Genomic DNA, 18,213 nt, shown 5'->3' with positions numbered 1-18,213 from the left:
TCCTTATCGGATGTCTTTTCCAAACCATTTTTTACTTATTTCTTCATACTTACCGTCTTTTTGCATTTCGGTGATAATCTTATTGATTTCATTTCGGAGATCATTGTCTTCTTTACGTATTGTCATGCCTGCTAATTCCGTGTTCAAAAGACCGTCAACTGCTACTAAACTATAATTCTGATCAAGAATAATTTTGGCACCTACACCTTGGTCTGTTGAGACACCTTCAAGACGGCCATTTACCAAGTCCTCAAAGGCAAGAAAATCATTTTTATACAGTTTCACATCAGCTCCAAGCTTTGTTACCTCTTCGGCAGCAGTTGTTGAAATCGTTACACCTATTTTTTTACCCTTCATGTCTTTTGGAGCTTTTATGGAAGAGTCTTTTGGAACAAACAACTGATTTCCAGTGGTAAAATAAGGGTCGCTAAACGATACTTTCTTCTTTCTTTCCTCGGTAATCGCCATATCGGAAATGATCAAATCAAACTTTTTGCCTGTTAAGGCAGGGATCATACTATCCCATGGGTTGGAAACTAAAACCGCTTTTACACCCAGTCTTTTCGCTACTTCTTGAGCAATATCCACGTCAAAACCTTCTAGTTTATTGCTTTTATTAATGTAGTTATAGGGAGGGTACGCCCCTTCCATAGCAATCTCAATTTCTCCCTTATCTTTAATAGATTTAAGGGCTTCACCTTTTCCTGATCCACTAGTTTCTTTGCTCCCACCGCACGCGGCCATGGTCATGACTAGACCTGCTATACACAAACCAACTATAAACTTTTTCATAATGATCCCCCATTAATGTTTATTATCGTGATTTTTTGAAGCAGCATTGTAGATTAGACTTGTTAATATTTTCGTCCCATTAAGGAGCGCCTCTTGATTAAACTGCATGTCCGGATGGTGAAGTCCAGGACGCAAGTCACAGCCTAATCCAATCATGGTCGCCTTTACTTTTGGCTTTTGAAGGGTATAGAAGTGAAAATCTTCGCCACCTTGTGAAATACAGTTGGCTACCACATTTTCATCTCCCAAGACAGAGGAAGCTGCCTCTTTTGCTAGCATAATCGCATCCCTGTTTAATCTTGCAGCTGGAACAAATTCTTTTACAGTTCCATTTATATTTGTCCCTGTTAGAGCACCTACCTTCTCTAGCAAATCCACTGCTCTATTCTGCAGCTCGTCCATTGCTTCATTTGTTGTTGCCCGTAAGTCCAACATAAAATTAGCGGTTTCTGGAATGACATTGGATGAATCTCCACCAGCATGTAAGCCTGTCATTTTAATCGAAAAAGAATCAGGGCTTTTTAAACGAATGTTTTGCAAGGCTTGGATTAAGTAAGATGCAGCTTCAATCGGATTGTTTCCATCCTGGGGTCGTGATGCATGTGCTTGCTTCCCCTTAATTACCCCGTAAATGGTAGCACAGGAGCTATGAACGATGGCTGGAGCCACTTTCCCCATTGGAACTTCTGACCAAGGACGAAGATGAACACCAAATAAATAGTGGACACCTACCAAAGCTCCTTCTTTTATCATTTTTAGTGCACCCTCGCCTTTCTCCTCTGCGGGTTGAAAAATGAAACGAACCGGTTTAGATACGTAAGGTTTACAAGCCGCAAAAGCCAAGGCAGTATGTAGTACCATGGTGCTGTGGGCATCATGCCCGCAGGAATGATTGGGTTGAACCTTCCCCTTTACTTCTTGTAAAAGGGCATCCAGATCGGCACGTAATGCGACGATCTCGTTGCCTTCTCCTGGTATATCGGCAACAATCCCAAAATGCCCTTCGTATGTTTTAAATGGTATCCCCGCCTCTGTTAATACTCGCTGAATATATTGTGAGGTCTTTTGTTCCTGCCAGCTTGGCTCAGCCAATTGGTGCAGGTCAGCATACGTCTTTAAAATACTTTGTTCCTGCTCGTTAATATAATTGATAAGGAGGCTCATGAATTATCTCTTCTCCTTTGGTCATTCAACAAAAACACCATAGTTTGAGTAAAGCTCTTCTAATTTCTGCTGTCGCACTTGGATCTGCTCTGAATCTTTCACTTTCATCCCAGCAATGATGAAATCTAACAACATGATTGCTGGTGTGATGGAATGGGCGGCCGATTCGGAATCTTCCTCCGTTGTCAATGTATAATCAGCGATTCGACCAATCGGAGACAATAATCGATCTGTCACACAAATTAATGGAACACCCTGTTTTTTTGCACACTCTGCAATATGCAGGGTTTCCTTCGAATAACGAGGAAACGAGATTACAAATAGAACAGAGTGATCACTTAAATCGCCCAACCGCTCATAGATCTCGCCCGTTGAGGGGCAAAGTGTGACTTGATCGCGAAGGGAATGGAGTTGAAAAGAAAACCAGTGTGCGGGTGCATAGGATGCACCCATTCCCAAAATGAAGATTCGATCGGCTTTGATTAATACATCAACGACCTTCCATAGTTCTGTTTCATTGAGCTGATGATTGGTTTGTCGCTGAGAAAGGATATCCTTTTCCATGATTTCGGTGAATACTGAGGTGTGCTCTTCCACTCGATTTTCGACTTTCGGATCTGAACTAAAGGGATGCAAACTTTTGTTCACGATCTGCTGTTGAATGTAATGCTGCATTTCACTGAAACCATTAAATCCCAACGCATATGAAAGTCGAATAACCGTGGTTTCACTAACTTCTACCTTTCGTCCAATCATCGTAGCTGTGTTAAAAGCTGCTTCATCCAGTTTCTCTATTAGATGTTTTGCTACTTTTTTTTGCCCTGGGGACAAAGTTTCAAATTTTTCCTTAATGATTGTTTCAAAGTTTTTCATGGCTTCCTCCTATCCATGCAGGAAATGCTTCATAATTTAATTTTGTTGCAGGGACTTCTTTATTGTTTTTTATTATACTTTATTTGTTGAATATTTAGAAATCTTTTTTTAAAAAAATTTACTGTTTTTTTTAAACAAAAAAAGTGCCATGGACCAACCAGTAAATGGGTGGTGCCTGGCACTTTAATAATTCAGCATTTTTTTATTCACTCTCTCCTGTTCTCTCTTCAACTCTTATGTGCTTATTTTCCTTTTTTTGCAAAATTTCCATTGGTATATACGTAATGATAAATACAATCAAAGCAGCAATCTCAAGGTTAACATAATACATTATCCCAGTACCGAAAAATGATAATATCGTTTTTGTTTCTGATGGGTTCGCTAAGAAGAAAAAATTCGTTCCAAGTAGTTGATTCAAAATAAAAATAGGTACGGCGATAATGTTCACAGTTAAAAAGCCAAATAAAACAGCCTTCCTAGGCACTCTGTAACCCTCAAATAGAATAAAATACAGTACGGACAGTGGAATTGCTGAATGTTGAAGGAAATATCTTATGAAACGAAAATGAGGAAATTGGTTGACAATACCAGGTGTAAACATACTTAAAATGGGAGGGAGAGTACCGATAAAAAATAACAAATGAAATGCTTTTTGATTGTTTTTCAAGCATAAGAACAGTGCTATAAAGGTACTAAATGAACATAGCTCTAATGGAAGATCATCGATTTCCCATTTATTTGTTAGTATTAACCACAAATGCTGTGAAATCTCACAAACAAGCAAGGTACTAAATATGGTCCATTTCATTATTGGCTGATGTGGTTTAAGTTTCTTTCTGTTATAAATCATCACGCAGAATGTAGTAAAGAAGATAATTAACGTAACAATATGGGGCATAGAAAACAAAGTGAAATCCCGCATTTTTGTTGCAGAAAACATGATTTCATCACCTCTCACTGGGCCTATAAGTCGGAGAGTTACATCTAATACCTTCTATTTCTAGCTCCTAATGACGGCTACAGCACAATTAACCACGGTTTTCCTCTATATCCACTTACTTTTTAAATATATTTTTCAATTCTTGTACTAATTCTCATAATTTCTTATTAAACTCCTCCTGAATTTAGCTTTAAGGTACAACCTAAGCAGGTTGAAGGAGGAAATTAAGCAACAAAAAAAGACATTTTATTTTCCAAAAATGTCTTTTATAAATTATTTTTATTCAATTTTAACTTTCTCTTTTTCCACAATATCCGAAACAATATCTTCAATGGTTACATTTCCTAGTACTTTTTCCATTGCTAATTGCGCTGCTGACAATATAGGGGTGATTGAATCTTGAATGTTCCTGCCCACAATGCAATTAGGGTGCGGGTTTTCATGCACACTAAACAATTCTTTTTCCTGGACAACATCCACCGCCTTATAAACGTCAAGTAATGTTATATACGATGGTTCCTTTGCTAGTTTTGCTCCTGCAATACCGGGTTGTACTATGATTAACCCTGCTTTTTTTAACATCCCCATAATTTTTCTTATCAAGGTTGGGTTCGTGTTTACGCTGCCTGCTAAAAATTCCGATGAACTGATCCCGTCTTTATTCAATTCAATAAGAGCTAATATATGAATACCAACGGAAAATCGGCTGCTTATGGACATATCATTCACCTACTTATATTTGGTCACAATTAATTGTTATATAGAATTAGCATGTATTTAATTTGATTACAACATATTATACCTTAAAATTCATCATAAATAAAAAAGGTTTATTAAACATGTTGACAAAACCACAAGAAGTAACTATTATGAATACAGGTATTCAATCTAGATACAGGATAAAATTATTTAGAAATTATTATTGGAGGTACAGACCATGAAAATGTTAGTAACAGGAGCTACAGGAAAATTGGGTACGAAAGTTGTAGAAGCCTTATTGAAAACAGTACCAGCTAATCAATTAGCAGTGAGTGTTCGCAACCCTGAGAAAGCAGAAGGATTACGGGCTCGTGGAGTTGAAGTTCGCCAAGGTGATTTTGACCGTCCAGACACATTGGATGCCGCTTTTTCAGGTATTAACAGGCTATTAATTATTTCTGCAGATGGCGATAATGAAACTAGAATTAGACAGCATACTAATGCAGTAGCTGCAGCAGCACGTGCGGGAGTTACCTTTATTGCGTATACTAGCATAGCTAACGGAATGGAAAGTAATAACTTCCTTGCTCCAACTCATAAGGCAACTGAAGAAGCTATTATAAAAACTGGCATTCCTTATTCATTCTTACGTAATAATTGGTACCTGGAGAATGAAAGTTCAAGCATTCAGGGTGTACTAGCAGGGGCCCCATGGGTTACATCTGCAGGAACTGGAAAAGTAGGTTGGGCATTACAAGAAGATTACGCTGAGGCTGCGGCAGCAGTACTATTTAGTAACGGCCACGAAAACACAATCTACGAGCTTTCTGGCAAGTTATTGACTCAAGAAGAACTTGCTTCTGCACTTAGTACTGTATTGGGTAAAGAAGTACCTGTACAACAAGTGGATGATAAGACTTATGCTAAAATTATGAAGAATGCTGGCGTACCAGATTTCCTTATTCCTTTCCTTGTTGGCATCCAGAAAGGCATTCGCGAAGGTACACTAGAAATCGAAAGCAACGATTTCGAAAAACTTCTTGGTCGTCCTGCAACACCAATTAATGTAGGATTAACTCAGATCGTTAAAGGAATATCTGAAAGAGCATAATTTTACTCATGAAAAAATCGACCTCCATAGAGAAAGGTCGGTTTTTTTCATGATAATAAATCGGAAGGTCTATGTCCAAACTCCGCCAAGATGCACTTTAAACCGATTTTACAAAATTAATAAACGCATCTACTTTACTATCTAAGAACCTAAGTGTCCCTTCATCAACCAACTGACCTGTTTGCTCATCAAACTTCTGATTCGCAGAACCAATCAGTACCTCATTTCCTCCTGGTGGAAGTATTTTAGCCTGAACACCAGGTGCAGCTAGAAAATTGCCTTTGTCCTTATTTAGGTGTAAAACGAATTCGTTGGGCGATATCCCCTCTTGCTTCCAAAGGATCATCATAATTAAATTCTGCTCTGGTGCAAGATTGAAGGGTTCTAATTTTTTTTTAACATAATTGGCAATGGCCAAATCAGTATTTCGAATTAAAATTCCGATATGTTCATTTAAATTCAAAAGGCATCAATCTCCATAAAAGTTGTTGAATAGACAACGTTGATATATCAACAATAGTATATAACGCCATCTGCATAGGCAAACTTTAGGTCCTTGTCATTATTTTGTGAAGCCCCTTCTCGTAAGTTGGGGCTTTGATTAATTTATTATATTATTTATACAATATATCGTCTCTGAGTGAAGCAACTTTAGTTAAGGCTGTATCTATGTCTGCTTCATTCACTCCAAAGTTAGCAAGTGCATCGTGAAGATGTTTTTCAATGGCATTAAAATGGGCTGGTTGCAGATTCATTCCTTGGTGAGCCTTTGCCATAGATTGACCAGAATATTGATTCGGACCACCTAATGCAAAACTAATAAATTTTGACTGGTGAAGGCGTTGTTTTTCCATATCCGTTTCTTTAAAAAAATGATTAACTGTATCATCCTTAAGGACCAACTCAGAGTAAAAATAGTCCACAACTTTTGTAATCGCTTCTTCTCCGCCAACTTTTTCATAAAGTGTTTGTTCCATATATACACTCCTATTAAGAATTTAATAGAAGTATTTTCTACATAAAAATTGTTTTTATTCCATTTATTATTAGGCTGTGTTAAACATGTCTTTTGATTTCCGCTCCAGGCGCTTCGCCTTCCGCTCCAATCAACAGAGTGGAAAAATCAACAATAACCTTTAACACAGCCTATTATTAAGATGCCATACTCTTTTTACTGGATTTTACTTTTCAATACAGCTAATTGCCTTTTTTGTTCTCATATGTATTGGACTTATAAAAGGATCTTCGTATTTTTTAAACCTTTATTTTACCAGAAGATTTCTTTTTTACTAATTGTGTTTTTACATAACCCCAAACCATTGTTTTCAATATAATGGTACTCTGTTTCTAATTCACTCAAAGTCCATTCATAAAGATGTTTATTATTTTTTTTAAAAATTCCGAATCTAATCAGTTCATTCATTAAAAATTGCCTTTTTTGCTGGATAGCTTTTCGATGTGAATTTTTCATAGAGAGACTCCTCCTAATTCAAAACTGGTATTTAATTGGTTCACAAGGATTGCTGCGGTATAGGAAGGTTTAAAAATCAGATGTAAGGAATAGGTGAATGGGGCTATTGATTAGTGTTATGACAATGGGTTCATTACCTTTTCTTAGAACAACTTCACATTTTTAGAGGAGCTTTTCAACTCCTTTCCATAAATACAATTATAAAATACATTTTTTAAGAATTTGTCGATTGAACGTGTATTTAATGACTTTTAAAGGAATTGTTAATCTTGTTTAACAAAAGAAAAAATGATCCATTTTTTGTTAACATTGAAAATAATTCTTAATCAATTTTAATATGATGGTAACCCTAAAAGGTTTAAAGTATGATACATTGAATTAAACTTTTTAGATCAATATTTAATATTTTTCTACAAACTGTAGAAGCCCCTCTTGATTTTCCGTCTTATTTTGTCCGATTAAGAAATAAATTTCCTATTTCTCTTGAAATATGGAGATTCATGTAGATAAGTTTTTTAACGTGATAGCAGGAAAAAATCATCTAGTTACAAAAATAGTAAAGAAGACGTAAAAGATGTCTAACGAAAAAGTTGAAAGGTGGTCATTTTGCTTGAGCATGGATTTATCCCTACAACAAATCGTCGAAGGTCTACCGAAGTCCTTATTAAATGCAACTGATAGAGATTTGGAAGGATTCCAAAAAATTATCGAAGAAACAATAAAGTTAAGAGAAGGTCATCGAAACTTGCAAAAGATGGTTAAAAACTTCTCAACCACTACGATTCAACGAACCTAACATGTAAATTAGCAAACTATTAAGAAGGTGAAATTCACCTTCTTTTCTTTTCGCTCATTTCTAAAAGATTGGATGTGTATAAATTCGCCCATTGAAATAATAGATTATCCCATAAAGAACCAAAATTCGCTCATTGAAACCATAAATTCGCTCATAAGACGCAAAAATTCGCCTATAAAAGGAACTCGTTGTTTATAGCCCCAAATATTAAAGTGTAATTTACTTTGATTTCACAAAAAAATCCGGCCCCATACCTGAGCCGAATTTCTTATGTTTGTTTTAATTCTAGCCTCCGGGCAACTAGAGACAAGGCATAATTAACGATAAAGTACATAAACGCCAACATGATAAAAACTGGTATCACGTACGATCCCTTTTGTGCGTAAATAATTTGACCGTTGTGCAGTAAATCCGGTAGGGCAATAACGACTGCTAACGAGGTATCTTTGAGCAGTGATATAAATTGACTAACAATCGGAGGAACCATTCTTCTTAGTGCCTGTGGCATGATAATATAGCTTAATGTCTGGATGTAAGTCAATCCGGACGCCCGACCTGCTTCTATCTGACCTTTTTCAATCGAGTTTAATCCGCCGCGAATAATTTCTGAAATCATAGCAGATTCAAAAACTGTCAATGCGGCGATAGCCGCGGTCGTTATTTCCATTTCAATCCCGATTTCGGGCAAAGCAAAATAGGTAAAGAAAATAATCAGCAGTAAGGGAAGATTCCGTATCGTCTCGACCACCAGGGCAAGTAAGGGAGATACAACGGGAATTCTCGCATATCTAAGCGTGCCGATAAGACCACCAATAACAAAACTGAGCACAATCGAAATGGCCGCGACCTTTAGGGTAACCCCAAATCCCTCCAGCAAAAATTTAAAATGGTCCAGAGTATAAACTTCAACGAACGGTGCTAGAAAATCCATCTCTGCACCTCCTTATTGACTTCGAGCCATATGTTTTTCTAATAATCCCACACCAAGACTTAAGGGGATCGTTAAAATTAAATAAAATAACGCAACTAAAATATAGGTATCAAAGGTTACGTAGGTCTTTGCCGAGATTAAATCCCCTTGATACATTAAATCCCCGCCCGCAACGACGGCTAGCAACGATGAATTTTTAACTAGATTGATAAATTGGTTGCCAAGTGAAGGAATGACGATTTTGATTGCCTGAGGAAGAATCACCATTCTCATCGCCTGGCCGTAACTCAATCCTGTCGAACGTGCTGCTTCCATTTGCCCCCTCGGAACAGACATAATTCCAGCACGGATGGCTTCGGCAATGAAAGCTGCCGTATAAATCGTCAGTCCGATTGTTCCGGCAGCCATTCCGCCAAAGTTTCCTGCCAAGTAAGTGAAAAAGATAATAACAAGTACGGGAATATTACGGATAAATTCAACATATGCCGTCCCCAGCCAGTTCAGAAGTGTAACTGGGGCCATTCGCATGACAGCAATCAAAGTACCCAAAATAAAGCTGGAGAATAAAGCGATTAAACTAGAGATAATCGTTATTTTTAATCCTTCCAAAAATGCATCGATGTTATTGGTTAGAATCGAGAAATCCAGCAAACGATCTCCTCCTCATTAAACAGGACGAGTAAGACCGTAAGATACCATACGGTCAACTGACCATCCTGATGAGAACCCAGGAATAAATGATTAATTTTTAATCCATTTGTTCTTAATTTCATCGTACTTACCTGAATCCTTCAGGCTTTTTAATGCTTTATTCAACTCATCGACAAGGGCTTTGTTGCCTTTTTTAACAGCAATCCCATATGGCTCTTCTGTGAATGTTCCTCCAACTAGTTCAAATGACGGATCCTCTTCTGCCATCCCATATAGGATCGCATCATCTGTAGTCAGGGCATCCCCCTTACCTGCCTTTAAGGCTGTAAAGGCCTCCGCATAGTTTTCAAATTCAAGGACGGTTGTTTCAGGAGCTTTCTCACGAATATTGATTGTCGAAGTCGAGCCTTTAACAGCAAGCACCTTTGTTCCTTTCTTTAAGTCTTTAATACTTTGAACCTTGCTTCCCTTCTTCACTAGTAATGATTGTCCAGCTTCAAAATAGACATCGGTAAAATCCACTTCTTTCTTCCGTTCATCCGTGATGGTCATCGTCGCGACTACCGCATCCACCTTGCCATTATTCAGGAGACCTACCCTCGTTTTCGAAGTAACCTCTACATACTCTGGCTTCACATCCTTGCCAAACATTTCTTCTGCCAACGCTTTGGAGATATCAATATCGAACCCTTCCACCTCACCTGTTGATGGATTTTTCAACCCAAACAAACGAGTGTCATGTTTTACGCCAAAAACGATTTTTTTCTCCTCTTTAATCTGCGCAAGTACGTCCTTGCTGCTTCCTTTGGGGTCCTTGTCCCCACCGCAGCCAGCAAGAAAGAAGGCAGCCATTGTAGTTACTAATGCCAGTTTTACAAAATTTCTAGTCTTTAACATTCCTTTACCTCCAATTAATGATTTAAGATACGGCTAAGAAATAAGCGCGCGCGTTCTTCACGGGGTTGCTCATAAAATTCAGCCGGAACTGCTTCCTCTAATATTCGCCCTTCATCCATAAATACGATTCGGTCAGCCACCTCCCTAGCAAAGCCCATTTCGTGGGTTACGACAACCATTGTCATGCCCTCTTTTGCGAGGGCCTTCATAACATCCAGGACCTCCCCAATCATTTCGGGATCAAGTGCCGAAGTTGGTTCATCGAAAAGCATAATTTCCGGGTGCATGGCAAGACCTCGGGCGATGGCCACTCGCTGCTGCTGACCTCCGGAGAGTTGGGAAGGATAAGCTTCGGCCTTGTCTAATATCCCTACCTTATTAAGGTAATGTCTGGCTGTATCATTTGCTTCTTTTTCGGATTTACCCAATACTTTCATAGGTGCTAGCGTGATATTTTTAAGCACTGTTTTGTGCGGATATAAATAAAAATGTTGAAAAACCATGCCAATGTTGCGCCGTAGCTTATTGATATCTGTTTTTTTATCCCCTACAGATATTCCATTTACGGTGAGTGTCCCGGCGGAGATGGTTTCGAGTTGATTGATACAACGGAGCAATGTACTTTTTCCTGAACCGGAAGGTCCAATGACGACTACTACTTCCCCTTGATGGATTCTGAGATTAATATCTTTTAAGACATGAAAATCCCCAAAAAACTTATTTACCTGCTTAAATTCAATCATTCTTGACCCCCTAATTTAAAACTTATAAAATATGGAAATTTTCAGGATTACTTACATCCTATTCCGATCTTGTCCTATTTAAACCGCGACCATTGACTCGTTTTTGGGCTAGATATAAAGTCTGAATAGAAAAAAAAGTGTCAGGCACCTGCCATTTTTTATGGCTGGTGCCTGACACTTTTTTGATTGTCGGGACTGTTGCATTCATCTAATTTATTTTTCCTTTTTCAAACGGTAACCTACATAAAGGATCGTAAACCAAACAGGTGCTACAAATAATGCGACTCGCATTTCCTCTATTAAGGCCATTAAAACAACAACAACTGCTAAAAAAGCAAGTGCTAGGTAACTTGAAACTGGATAAAGAGGCATTTTAAATGCTAGTTTTTTTATTTCCTCTTTTGATTTTGATTGTCTGAACTTAATTTGTGTAATCAGTATAATTGTCCAGCTCGTAATTACAGCGACGGTTGCGACAGAAGAAATATACATAAATACTTTTTCAGGAACAATATAATTTAAAACTACGGCCACTAATAAAAATGAGGCCGAAAATAGGATTCCCCGTCTTGGTGTAGAATGCTTGTTCAGCTTACCAAAATATTTTGGTCCGTTATTTTGTAATGATAAATTGTAAAGCATTCTTCCTGTACTAAAAAGACCACTATTAAATGCAGACAAAGCTGCAGTTAAGACGACAAAATTAATGATATGGGCAGCTCCAGGGATTCCAACTTTATCAAATATCAACACAAACGGACTGCCATTCGAACCTACTTCATTCCAAGGATATAAACTCATCATGATTCCTAATGCAGCAATATAAAAAATTAAAATCCGCCAGACTACATTGTTGATGGCAGCTGGAATGGATTTCCGAGGATTTTTAGCCTCCCCAGCTGTAATACCGACTAGCTCTACTCCGCCAAATGAAAACATAACAAGAACCAATGACATTAATATACCTTTCAGACCATTGGGCATAAATCCGCCATGTTCCCAAAGATTGTTAAAACCGATGGGCTGACCTTCGTTGCCGATACCTAGAAGGATCATTCCTAAGCCAACAACGATCATTCCAATAATCGCTACCACTTTAATCATCGCGAACCAGAATTCAAACTCACCAAATGCTTTTACACTAGTTAGGTTTATGATCGTGATTACTAGTAGTGTGGCAAGTGCCGTCACCCATTGTGGTATATCCGGAAACCAGTAATTCACATAAACGCCGACAACAGTTATTTCTGCCATCCCGACGACAACCCACATAAACCAATAGGTCCAACCGGTTAAGTAACCCGCAAACGGACCTAAATAACGATTGGCATAGGAACTAAATGAACCTGAAACTGGCTCATCTACAGCCATTTCCCCTAATGCTCTCATTATGGTAAAAATAACTATGCCTCCAACTAAGTAGGAGAGCAAAATTGCCGGACCTGCCATTTGAATCGTAGCACTTGAACCATAGAATAAACCAACACCAATTGCCCCACCAAGTGCTATTAACTGTATATGCCGGTTGTCTAGGCCGCGTTGTAATTTCTCACCTTCGTGCTTTTTGTCCACACCATGATTCCACCCTTCTTAATTATTCTTTTAGAATAACGAAGATAGGGATTCCTTTCCACCTGAAAGAAAATTCACTCAATTTAAAAAATGTACTTTTTCGTCCACTAGGTTTGTCCGGAAAATTCATACAATCGATTGATCAAAATCGTTTTTTTCGATTACGCAAGAATGCTGGTATATCCAGAGATTCTTCTGAATGTTCTTGGTGTTCTGGTTGCTCTGGGTGTCTGTCATAATTTTGAACTGGTTCGCCACGGTAAACAGGGTCACGCTGTATACGTTTTTCCCTTTGAAAAGGGTTAGACATTCCTTCTACTGGTGGCTGGGAAGATGTTTGTATTATTGGATCCTTTTCCTCAGTGAATCCAGTGGCAATGACCGTTACGATTATTTCTTCCACTAAGTTTTCGTTAATGACCGAACCAAAAATCATATTTAATTCCTCATGAGATGCAGAAGCAACTATGTCGGCTGCCTCCTGTACTTCAAAAAGACTTAAATTATTCCCGCCAGTTATGTTCATAATCACACCATGAGCCCCATTGATGGAAGTTTCAAGTAACGGACTATTTAAGGCCTTCTGCGCTGCCTCAACGGCACGATCTTTACCTTTGGCAATACCAATTCCCATTAACGCAGTTCCCTTATGGGACATGACCGTTTTCACGTCAGCAAAATCAAGGTTGATTAAACCAGGCACAGCAATTAAATCGGAAATCCCTTGAACACCCTGGCGTAGTACATTATCCGCTTCACGGAAAGCCTCAATCATGGGTGTTTTTTTATCAACAATCTCTAACAAGCGATCGTTGGGAATAATAATTAAGGTGTCTACTGCTTCCCTCATTTCATTAATTCCACTTTCTGCGTTAGCTGCACGCTTGCGGCCTTCAAATTTAAACGGACGTGTTACAACCCCAATTGTCAGCGCACCAAGATTACGGGCAATTTCAGCAATGGCAGGCGCTGCCCCTGTGCCTGTACCACCGCCCATTCCAGCTGTCACGAAAACCATGTCTGCGCCTTCTAACACTTCCTTTATTTGCTGTTTGCTTTCCTCCACAGCTCTTCTACCTATTTCAGGATTTGCCCCTGCTCCCAAACCTCTTGTCAATGCTGTACCAATTTGCATCGTAACCTCTGCTTTGGATTGATTAAGAGCTTGTGCATCTGTATTAACGGAAATAAATTCTACACCCTCAACTCCTTCATCGATCATACGGTTCACGGCGTTGTTTCCCCCGCCACCAACACCGATGACTTTAATACTGGCAAGTTGGTCGTAATTTGTATCAAACTCCAACATGTTCATTCCTCCTATACACCTGTCCAAGTAAATCTACTAATATATAGATCTCTTACGATAATAAAGTTATTTAACAAGATTTATTTTTTAGTCTACTTAACCTTAATTTTATTGTCCAGTTAGGTTTAACCTATTTATAGGATTGAAAAATAGGAAAAACAACACACCCTCTATGAATGATTTATTGCTATTATTGAATACTAAAGTGGGAAACCAGTGTAAATCGGTTTCCCACTTTAGTCATGCATTTAAGCATTTATTACTACTAATTCAACCATTTAAAGGTTTTCAGCTTTAAAGGTATTTCCACCCTCTATGGTGCCGTTTTCGAAACCTTTGGTTAACCAGCGTTTTCTTTTCTCAGATGTATTCTAGAAGGTGATCAAGTCCAACAAAGATTTCATCAATAATAATAACGGTATTATCACTTGTTTCCATGAATTCTACGCAGGGATACTCCTTTTTTTGCTTATAAAAAAAGGAAAATGCCAATTAAAACTTTTCTAATTGGGATTTTCCTTTATCATATATTCTTGATCATTCATTCAAACCGAAGATTAGTTTGCTGCCTCTGAGTCTAGGGTACCTAGTTGGGATGCCCACTGAGCGATAGTGGCTGCTGGATTGCCCCCGTCAGCAGGGTAGTCAGTAATATGGTACCAGCTAATGGTGCGTTTTTCACCGGCTTTCACACTTGCATCAAACGAGGCACCAAAGATATAACCGAAAGCACTTAAACCAGCAGGTTTATCTTTTACCCAAGCAATCCCATGGGCTGGGCTGGAAATAGCGGTTTTAGGACCATCATAGATGTAGTTCCCAGTCCATCCGTTGGTTATAAAGCCTGGATTCACCTTGGCGATACCTGGAACCATGGCTGTGTCATCTGAGCTGTCTGGGTCAAGCAGGTATTGGAAATATCCTTTAAAATCTTCCTCTCCGGTATTCTCCAATTCCAGTGTAAATTTGACCACTGGTGCATTCGGAAGTGCACGATAAGTAACCGAAGTTTTGATAGAAGGATCAATTTGTGCTTGTCCGGTGGCATAAACGGCATTACCAAACGCTTCGATATTCGGAAGCGAAAGCCACTCTCCCTCGCGGTTCCATGGACGTTTTGTATCATTCATAATTGGCGAGAGAATCCATTCACTCCAATCGAGCGTCTCCATAGCATTGTTATCGAGCAAGGCAATATCCCCTAGCCATCCTGGCTGGAAAGTACCTGGCTGGTTATTGGCAGCCATCTGGGAGGAAATCGTCGCTTGGATCCGGTTATTCATCACATAGTGAAAAGTTTTCCCATCTATAGCATCCAATCGCGGGCTGCCTGAATTAAAGTCCGGTGCTTCATACGATATTCCTGCGACAGGTTCTGTGATGCCACTTACTTGCAATGGAACGGTCCGGTTTTCTCCGTTCGCAACTTCTAGCGAAACAGCCGTACTACTTTGATAGCCTCTGCTTTTGGCTGTCAGCGTATACTTACCCGGCTGTAGTCCTAGAAGGTATTGTCCCTCCGGATTTGAAGTGGAAACTTGACGGTTCCCCTCTTTGTCAGTCGCAGTAACAGTAGCGCCTCCTATTGATTTGCCTGTTAATTTATCTGTTACTTGTCCAGAAAGTCGCGGCCAGCGTTGGGCAGCTTTACCACCTGGAGTAAAAGCATATAGGTTCCCATCAAGAGCTCCAACTACTAGCGTATTTCCAGAAATAGCCGGTGAAGAAGCAACCCATGCTCCAATTTCATGCTGCCATAGAGGTTGTCCAGTGAGGCTGTCGAATGCATAAAGATTTCCGTCGTTCGAGCCGATAAAAACTGTTTCGCCGCTTACTGCTGCAGAGGAAATGATTCCGCCCTTCGTTCGATAACTCCATTTCTTTGTACCGGATGCTGCATCGAAGGCTGCAACGTTTCCATCCGGGAATCCCATATAAACGACTCCATTCGCTACCGCAGGAGAGGAACCAGTTGTATCACCGTGAATATAGGATGAATCCTGGCTCTTGTAACGCCAAAGCTCTTTTCCAGTAGCAGCATCTAGCGCAACTAACAATCCACCTCCATATCCCATATATAATTTTCCATCAGCAATTGAAGGCATGGAGTGCATCCATCCACCGGCCGGTTTTTTCCTCCACAATTCTTTACCAGTGGAAGCGTCAAAAGAGATCAGCCAGCCGCCATCTGCTCCAACATAAACCTTTCCGTCCTGAACAACAGGAGTGGATTCAACAATCCAGCCGCCTGCTAAAGGAGCATTCCATAATTCTGCCCCAGTTTTGGCATCAAGTGCCATCAATGCACCGCCTCTGCCTGTGCTGTATGCCTGGTAGACTACTCCATTTGTTACTGTTGGAGAATAGTACATCCAGGCTCTTTGAACTTGATCTTTCCCAACAGTCTTTTCCCAAATCATCTCACCCGTTTGAGCATTCATCGCATAAAGGGTGCCACGAATGGATGATGCATAGACGATTCCATCAGCAACTGCAGGTGAGGCTTGTACCTGTGCATCAGCCTTCACTTCCCAACGCTTGTTACCTGTCTCAAGGTCAACAGCATGGATGGCATGTTGATCAGTGCCATTTTCATCACGTGTGCCAATATAAACCATTCCATTGGAAATGGCTGGGGAGGAGGTAAGTATTGTTCCCGCTGTTCGGTAGGTCCAGCCAAGACTCAGACCAGCTTCGAGTGTATCCTTTGACACTCCAGTGTGCTGGGCATTGCCGTGGAACATCGACCAGTCGGTCCCTTTTTTCGGTGCAATCCGATTATCATTATCCACTATACTAAATGTATTGTTTTTTACCCAAACCTTTCCAGCATCATCTGTTACCCTAACTTCGATAGCATGCTGAACTTTAGTGGCCTTCCCAGAATCCCATTGGTCATACCAAGCCATTCCGCTGCTTTGTTTAAGTTTTTTCCAAGAACCGCCGTCCACACGGTATTGGACATCTGTTACCTTACTTGAAGTGTTGTATGCGTTTACCAATATGTCCACTTTACCTTCTGGAACCTCGCTGCCAGCTGCTGGATGAACAATAGACGCACTTTGCTTTACGTCATACATTTTATAATTTTCTTCTTGCTTACCACCCTGGAACGTAACCATTCTAAACCCGTTCGGCATCTGGTCAATTGTGTAGGCACTGGAAACCGTGGTCACATGATCAGCGCCTGGAATTGTATCCTGTGCTACATCGTTGACATGCGTATGTCCCACCATCACCAAGCGTGTATGATATTTGCTTAGAAGTTCAATAAATTTTTTCGTGTTATCCGGTGACGGGGTTTCTGGTGTATTCATAGGTTTATGAACAAATACAACTACTTCCTTGTCTTTCGCATTCTGAGCAAGATCCTGCTTTAACCACTCAAGCTGGTCGGATTCATTGAAACCTAAAGTGTTTTCTAATGTTACGAAGTGCAGATTGCCATAATCAAAGGAATACCACTCCGGTCCGAGATTATTGCGGTACTTATCAATTCTCGTCTTATAGTCCGAACCCGGGGCGAAATCATGGTTTCCAACCGCTGGGTAGACTGGAAGGGAAGATGTAGCCGTACTTGCTTTATAATCCTGAAATTCCGAATCATCTGCTCGGTTTGTTAAATCTCCACTAACAGCAATAAAGGCCGGATTACCTGTCGATTGATTAATCTGTGCTAATTGGTCTGTGAAGCGCTCACGGTTGTTGGCAGTACCTGCTTGAACGTGTACATCTGCAATGTTGACAAAGCTAAAGTTCGGATTACTGCTCTCCGGCGTATGTAAAAGACCAAAGTTTTGTTCCTTTGTTTCCCCAGCCTGAACATTTCCTAACTGCTGGTAAAACTGCGGAGTTTTGTTTTTGTCAGTCGGTACGGTGTAACCACTTGGTACTGATACAAAGACGATATCCTCTTGACGCCTGTCTGTATCGATTGTTATCGTATAATTCCCTTGATCGTCTGTGACGGTCATATTTTTTCCGTCCGAGACGGACACATGTGGAATCCCCTGTTCATTCCCGTCACGGGTTCCATTCCCGTTTTTGTCAGCAAATACCGTTCCATTAATCGTTGCAGTTGGATTATCTGCGACAACTGGTTTAACCACAGCAGCTAGAGCCATACCGCACATTGCAGCAGCTGCTACAGGTTTAAGTTTTTGTTTAATCGTTCTCCCTTTGCCTTCTAAAGACTTCAAGAATTTTTCCTCCTAATAGTTTTATATTTTCTGGTAAATTGGAATGTAAGTTAGATTGCACCACC

Annotated in this window: 17 protein-coding genes; 2 read left to right on the top strand and 15 right to left on the bottom strand. The window is 39.8% G+C overall.

Features of this window, described 5'->3' with window-relative positions; translation table 11 throughout:
• Positions 1-3: 3 nt before the first annotated feature.
• From ACJ004_RS21540 to ACJ004_RS21520, 5 genes are all read right to left on the bottom strand, one after another.
• Positions 4-792: a transporter substrate-binding domain-containing protein gene (locus tag ACJ004_RS21540; RefSeq protein WP_410895190.1), complete on the bottom strand. Its 789-nt coding sequence runs from the start codon at positions 790-792 to the stop codon at positions 4-6.
• A 12-nt stretch (positions 793-804) separates the two neighbouring features.
• On the bottom strand, positions 805-1,956 hold the full coding sequence (locus ACJ004_RS21535) for an amidohydrolase (RefSeq protein ID WP_410895189.1): 1,152 nt from the start codon (positions 1,954-1,956) through the stop codon (positions 805-807).
• A 21-nt stretch (positions 1,957-1,977) separates the two neighbouring features.
• Positions 1,978-2,829, bottom strand: a complete 852-nt coding sequence (locus tag ACJ004_RS21530; RefSeq protein WP_410895188.1) for a MurR/RpiR family transcriptional regulator — start codon at positions 2,827-2,829, stop codon at positions 1,978-1,980.
• Between the two features lie 202 nt (positions 2,830-3,031).
• Positions 3,032-3,751: a YwaF family protein gene (locus ACJ004_RS21525; RefSeq protein WP_410895263.1), complete on the bottom strand. Its 720-nt coding sequence runs from the start codon at positions 3,749-3,751 to the stop codon at positions 3,032-3,034.
• A gap of 297 nt (positions 3,752-4,048) precedes the next feature.
• On the bottom strand, positions 4,049-4,489 hold the full coding sequence (locus tag ACJ004_RS21520; protein ID WP_410895187.1) for an Rrf2 family transcriptional regulator: 441 nt from the start codon (positions 4,487-4,489) through the stop codon (positions 4,049-4,051).
• A 217-nt stretch (positions 4,490-4,706) separates the two neighbouring features.
• On the opposite strand from ACJ004_RS21520, the gene ACJ004_RS21515 reads away from it, so the two are divergent.
• Positions 4,707-5,579 carry an SDR family oxidoreductase gene (locus tag ACJ004_RS21515; protein ID WP_410895186.1) on the top strand — a complete coding sequence of 291 codons (873 nt, stop codon included), beginning with the start codon at positions 4,707-4,709 and terminating at the stop codon, positions 5,577-5,579.
• 97 nt (positions 5,580-5,676) lie between these two features.
• Here ACJ004_RS21515 and ACJ004_RS21510 read toward each other — a convergent pair whose 3' ends face one another.
• From ACJ004_RS21510 to ACJ004_RS21500, 3 genes are all read right to left on the bottom strand, one after another.
• Positions 5,677-6,042, bottom strand: coding sequence for a hypothetical protein (locus ACJ004_RS21510; protein WP_410895185.1), 366 nt, complete (start codon positions 6,040-6,042; stop codon positions 5,677-5,679).
• A 151-nt stretch (positions 6,043-6,193) separates the two neighbouring features.
• Positions 6,194-6,556: a group I truncated hemoglobin gene (locus tag ACJ004_RS21505; RefSeq protein ID WP_410895184.1), complete on the bottom strand. Its 363-nt coding sequence runs from the start codon at positions 6,554-6,556 to the stop codon at positions 6,194-6,196.
• Positions 6,557-6,846: 290 nt separating this feature from the next.
• On the bottom strand, positions 6,847-7,050 hold the full coding sequence (locus tag ACJ004_RS21500) for a Fur-regulated basic protein FbpA (protein WP_410895183.1): 204 nt from the start codon (positions 7,048-7,050) through the stop codon (positions 6,847-6,849).
• Between the two features lie 610 nt (positions 7,051-7,660).
• Between ACJ004_RS21500 and ACJ004_RS21495 the strand changes: the two genes are divergently transcribed.
• A complete protein-coding gene (locus tag ACJ004_RS21495) occupies positions 7,661-7,846 on the top strand; it encodes a hypothetical protein (RefSeq protein WP_410895182.1) in 186 nt (61 codons plus the stop codon).
• Between the two features lie 268 nt (positions 7,847-8,114).
• Here ACJ004_RS21495 and ACJ004_RS21490 read toward each other — a convergent pair whose 3' ends face one another.
• From ACJ004_RS21490 to ACJ004_RS21460, 7 genes are all read right to left on the bottom strand, one after another.
• A complete protein-coding gene (locus ACJ004_RS21490) occupies positions 8,115-8,777 on the bottom strand; it encodes an amino acid ABC transporter permease (RefSeq protein WP_410895181.1) in 663 nt (220 codons plus the stop codon).
• Positions 8,778-8,789: 12 nt separating this feature from the next.
• The gene (locus ACJ004_RS21485; protein ID WP_410895180.1) at positions 8,790-9,428 is read right to left on the bottom strand and encodes an amino acid ABC transporter permease; all 639 of its coding nucleotides are present in this window, start codon (positions 9,426-9,428) and stop codon (positions 8,790-8,792) included.
• Positions 9,429-9,518: 90 nt separating this feature from the next.
• Positions 9,519-10,325: a transporter substrate-binding domain-containing protein gene (locus tag ACJ004_RS21480; protein ID WP_410895179.1), complete on the bottom strand. Its 807-nt coding sequence runs from the start codon at positions 10,323-10,325 to the stop codon at positions 9,519-9,521.
• Positions 10,326-10,339: 14 nt separating this feature from the next.
• Positions 10,340-11,068: an amino acid ABC transporter ATP-binding protein gene (locus tag ACJ004_RS21475; protein WP_410895178.1), complete on the bottom strand. Its 729-nt coding sequence runs from the start codon at positions 11,066-11,068 to the stop codon at positions 10,340-10,342.
• A 213-nt stretch (positions 11,069-11,281) separates the two neighbouring features.
• Positions 11,282-12,640 (bottom strand): amino acid permease, encoded by a 1,359-nt coding sequence (locus tag ACJ004_RS21470; protein WP_410895177.1) that lies wholly within the window; start codon positions 12,638-12,640, stop codon positions 11,282-11,284.
• Positions 12,641-12,782: 142 nt separating this feature from the next.
• Positions 12,783-13,949: a cell division protein FtsZ gene (gene ftsZ / locus ACJ004_RS21465; RefSeq protein WP_410895176.1), complete on the bottom strand. Its 1,167-nt coding sequence runs from the start codon at positions 13,947-13,949 to the stop codon at positions 12,783-12,785.
• Positions 13,950-14,506: 557 nt separating this feature from the next.
• Positions 14,507-18,148, bottom strand: coding sequence for an outer membrane protein assembly factor BamB family protein (locus tag ACJ004_RS21460; protein WP_410895175.1), 3,642 nt, complete (start codon positions 18,146-18,148; stop codon positions 14,507-14,509).
• Positions 18,149-18,213: the final 65 nt, after the last annotated feature.

Origin of the sequence: Neobacillus sp. 204 (assembly GCF_046562815.1) — a bacterium.
GTDB lineage: Bacteria > Bacillota > Bacilli > Bacillales > Cytobacillaceae > Neobacillus.
Note: the sequence above shows the minus strand (reverse complement) of the source record. Positions and strands in the feature narration are given on the sequence as shown.